The 3,686-nt window shown below is 25.9% G+C and carries 3 protein-coding genes; 1 reads left to right on the forward strand and 2 read right to left on the reverse strand.

Annotated elements, in window-relative coordinates:
* Positions 1-43: 43 nt before the first annotated feature.
* Positions 44-1,021: a glycosyltransferase family 8 protein gene (locus A9G38_RS10300; RefSeq protein WP_034912022.1), complete on the reverse strand. Its 978-nt coding sequence runs from the start codon at positions 1,019-1,021 to the stop codon at positions 44-46.
* Between the two features lie 150 nt (positions 1,022-1,171).
* Here A9G38_RS10300 and A9G38_RS10305 point away from each other — a divergent pair, with 150 nt between their 5' ends.
* A complete protein-coding gene (locus A9G38_RS10305; protein ID WP_034912027.1) occupies positions 1,172-2,140 on the forward strand; it encodes a glycosyltransferase family 8 protein in 969 nt (322 codons plus the stop codon).
* 64 nt (positions 2,141-2,204) lie between these two features.
* On the opposite strand, the gene A9G38_RS10310 is transcribed toward A9G38_RS10305, so the two are convergent.
* Positions 2,205-3,686 (reverse strand): phosphoethanolamine transferase (locus A9G38_RS10310; RefSeq protein WP_081297957.1); only part of this gene is annotated, 1,482 nt, incomplete at its 5' end.

Consider the following 3,686-nt stretch of genomic DNA (forward strand, 5'->3'; position numbering starts at 1 on the left):
AATAGGAGCATTATTATTTATCATATAATATTTTTATTAATAATTATTTTTTTAAGAATAACTTATATTTTAAGTAAACACCATAATAGTAAATAGCTTTGTAATAAGCTCTATGCTTCATTAAGTATTTAGCATAATTTCTTATTGACGAACTGTCTCCACTCAAAGGTAACTCTTCATCTTTCCATGGTGATAATTGAAAATAATGCTTGAAGATTTCAGATTGATAGACTTTAAACCAAGGCTTATTTTGTGAAATATAATGCAAAATTACTGTATAAGGTCTAATATTTTTTTCTTGATGAGCATCAATTGAAATTTTTATTTTTGTATTGAACTTTATAGGAAGTAAGAGCGTTTTCTTTTCTAGCAAAATATTTAAAACGTCTTGATCTGCGAATTTATATATATTTCCATCATTAATTAGCTCAAGTGCTTTTTCTGAAATATTTTCTTCACACCATTTTTTTGTATTTATTAGAAGAACGCCGGCATTAAAATATCTAGTTGAATCGATATGATACATTCTGCTAATTGTCTGTTGCATATCTTTTGTGTCACTAACAACTCCAGCAATATAATTTTCAATATTATATTCAGCTATTTTAGCTAATGATTGTAAACATATTACATCACTATCAAGATAAATTAGTTTATCAGTTATGGTTTCTAATAATTTCGGCATGATAAAACGAATACAAGTTGATATTGTAGCAATATGTAAAACTAAAGTTTTGGGATTAATTATGAAATTACTATTCAAATAATAGAGTGTAATTGAAACGTTATTACTACTTAATTTTTTGAATTTATCAAGATTGATTTCGGAAACCTGGTCAATAAATAAATGGAAACTTAGATTATAGCTTGGCGTGTTTTTTATTACTGATAACATCGCAATCCCCGCAGGAATTGCATAATTATCATCAAATCCTAAAGCAATATTAAGTGTTGAGTATTTAGGATCATAATTATTAAAAAGAGGTTTTATTTGATCAATAAATTTATTAACGTTAAACATATAAATGATTTAGATATTAAAAATATATGGCTAATTATATATTTAATCCTTATTAAAATATAGATTAAAAAATTGAGGAGAATTAAATAAATTTACACATGATTATATTTTATTTAAAATATAAGAAAGTCCTTTAACTAAAAGTAATAAATGTTTAACTCAAATAAGTACATCAGTGGAGTTCAGGTTTTTAAAGTATTAGAAGAAAAAAACTTAGATATGATGCACATAGCGCTAGCATTCGATGATAATTATGCAATGCCAGCAGGCGTCACTATTTCTTCAGTTATCTGCAATAATCCTGATATACATTTATGCTTTCATCTATTTACAGATCAAATATCTCCAGCTAATTTGGAAAGATTTAAACAGTTGATAAGTGCAACAACTACAATAAAAATATATTATCTCAACAGTAATTTTCGAATTAATTCAGAAACATTAGTTTTAGGCTATTTATCTGCAATGTCGTGTGTTAGATTTATTATTCCTGATGTATTGAAAAATGAAACTGAAAAATTTTTGTATATTGATAGTGATATTTTATGTTTAAAACGAATTGTCACATTATACAATACTGAATTAAAGGATAACATCGCTGGTGTTATACCTGATGATAACATAATGAAAAATACTATAAAAGATTTATACTCAATTGACGCAGAAAAATATTTTAATGCAGGTGTTTTACTAATAAACACTAAACAATGGGCGATAAACAATATGACTGAACAATGCATGAATATGATAAACGATGGAAATGTTTATCGTTTTGCTGATCAAGATGTTTTAAATATTTTATTAGAAAATAAAACTTTACTTTTACCAATTAAATATAATACTAAAATTCAGATTTCAATTTCTTGTAAAGAAGAACAGTCAATTGCATCATATACTGTATTATTGCATTATGTTTCAGGATATAAACCATGGTACCAAACATTTGATTCTGAATTATTTAGAATATATTTTAAGTTATCTCCATGGCAAACTACTAAACGTCCCCTAGCATTAAAAAGATCTTGGCTACGTCATTATGCTAAATTCAGCTTTAAAAAAGGAAGAATTGCCACAGCATTAAAGTTTTATTATCTTTATTTGTTTAATAAGTTTGTATGATTTGTTGAAAACAGTTTAAAATAATCTAACAAGCAGCTTTACTTATTAAAAAGGCATAAAACAATTACGGTTGATATTGTTTTATAATAGTCTGATATTCATATGATTGTCCATCGACCGATAGTATCAAATCATTTTTAATAAAGGATTGATCGATATTTACAGAATAACCGAGTAATTTGCTTAATAAAAATACAAGATTGGATGTGTTTATCATATTTTCATCGTTACGATAGCTTTCAACTTCTTGGCAAGGATAATCATCATATGTTGAATATATCATTAAAGGAATTTCAAATTGGTTACTAAATTCTTTTGTTTTTCTTAATAGTCCATGTCCTAAATTAACAATTTCACCGTGATCTGGCGTATAAATTAATATGAAATCATTCAATTTTTCTTTTAGTATTGTATAAATCTGTTTTATAACTCGATCTGTGTGGTGAATAGTAAGATCATAGTCGTCTCCTTCGGGTAAGGAAGACATATCTAGTTCATCGTAACCAAGCTTATAAGGTTTATGGCTTCCAGCTAAATGAATTACAATAAAATTTTTCTCATTATTTTGAAAACCTGTTTCAATCAGTTGTTGTGGAAGTTCTAGATCATCTTTCAGATTTTCGATAAAGATATTGCTTAATTTTGCTATAATAGAATATTTGCTACTGTGTGGGCCGGATTCTCCATTTTTAGATATCCAGTAGGATTTATAATTTTGAAAATTAGCCATTTCAATTATATTTTTTTCATCTAATAAGGGAGTTTCATTTTGCGGTTTTGCGAATGAAAATAACATAGGCACAGCATCTCTTGTAATTGATGCAGGTGAATGTACTTCATTTATTATACAACTATTAGTTTGCGTGAAAATTTTTTGCATTTCTGGCGTTGTATTTTTTTTGTATCCATAAGTACTATGTCTACCACGGTATGCTGATTCACCCAAAATAAATATTATATTTTTATATTTTTCATAGGTATTTAAGTCATTTGTGTTAATTATCGAAGAGTTGAATTTTTCATGCTGAACAACATTTGTATATTTTTCGGAAAATCCTAAGTAATCAACTATTAATATGGTAGTGTTCCCAATCACAACAGGATATTTTACTCGTATATACTTATTTAAAGAAAAAAATGGATCAACTTCAAATTCAACAATATGTCTTTTATCTGATAGATAATAGTATAAAGTGTTTTTAAATAAGAAAAAGCAACAGATAAAGATTATAGACCAATATAATATTTTGCTCCTAAAAGATATACTTATTTTATTATATACGAAATAAGTATAAATTATCGAGAAAAGAAAAGAAGGCAATATGATTGATAGAAATTCATTTTTTATCATTATATAGCTTTGATTTGTATCATTTTCTAAAGCAGTCTTCAAAAGAGAATCAGAGATATAACCATATTTTAAATTAAAAAAGAGCTCAATAGCTAAAATGAAATTGAAGATTCCAAATATAGGTAATCTTATCCATTTTGTTCTAGGAAAAATTACTATAAAAAGTAAATAAATTAATAATGTATAACTAATATT

The sequence above is a fragment of the Gilliamella sp. Imp1-1 genome (assembly GCF_001690415.1).
Taxonomy (GTDB): Bacteria; Pseudomonadota; Gammaproteobacteria; order Enterobacterales; family Orbaceae; genus Gilliamella; species Gilliamella bombi.

What these genes read in the sequence shown, in the direction of transcription:
- A9G38_RS10300 (WP_034912022.1), bottom strand. Translation starts at nt 1,021, where the DNA reads ATGTTTAACGTTAATAAATTTATTGATCAAATAAAACCTCTTTTTAAT.
- A9G38_RS10305 (WP_034912027.1), top strand. Translation starts at nt 1,172, where the DNA reads ATGTTTAACTCAAATAAGTACATCAGTGGAGTTCAGGTTTTTAAAGTA.